Source organism: Arthrobacter sp. SIMBA_036 (assembly GCF_046535135.1).
In the GTDB taxonomy this organism is placed as follows: Bacteria; Actinomycetota; Actinomycetes; order Actinomycetales; family Micrococcaceae; genus Arthrobacter.
The window spans coordinates 1-269 of record NZ_JAWRXG010000203.1 but is presented as its reverse complement, the minus strand read 5'-3'; the positions used below and the strand labels follow the sequence as shown (position 1 = coordinate 269).

Annotated in this window: 1 protein-coding gene; it reads right to left on the bottom strand. The window is 56.1% G+C overall.

Features of this window, described 5'->3' with window-relative positions; all coding sequences use genetic code 11:
* On the bottom strand, positions 1–269 hold a 269-nt coding region (locus tag SB659_RS19625), incomplete at both ends, for an enoyl-CoA hydratase/isomerase family protein (protein WP_410551619.1).

Genomic DNA, 269 nt, shown 5'->3' with positions numbered 1-269 from the left:
AAGCTTGAATCGCCTCTTTGTAATCGTCCGTACATTGCACGACTGCCATCTGGGCCGCGACTGAATCGAGGCTCGTCCGCAGATCCGTTCGCATCGACTGGTACATGAGCTTCTTGATCTCTCGCAACTGAATCGGCGGCCCATCCGCGAGTTGGGCGGCGAATGCCAACGTTTCGTCGATCAATGACGCGTCGCTGAATACCCGATTGACCAATCCGATCTTCAGCGCCTCATCGGACGATACGAAGGCACCGGTCCACAACAGTTCG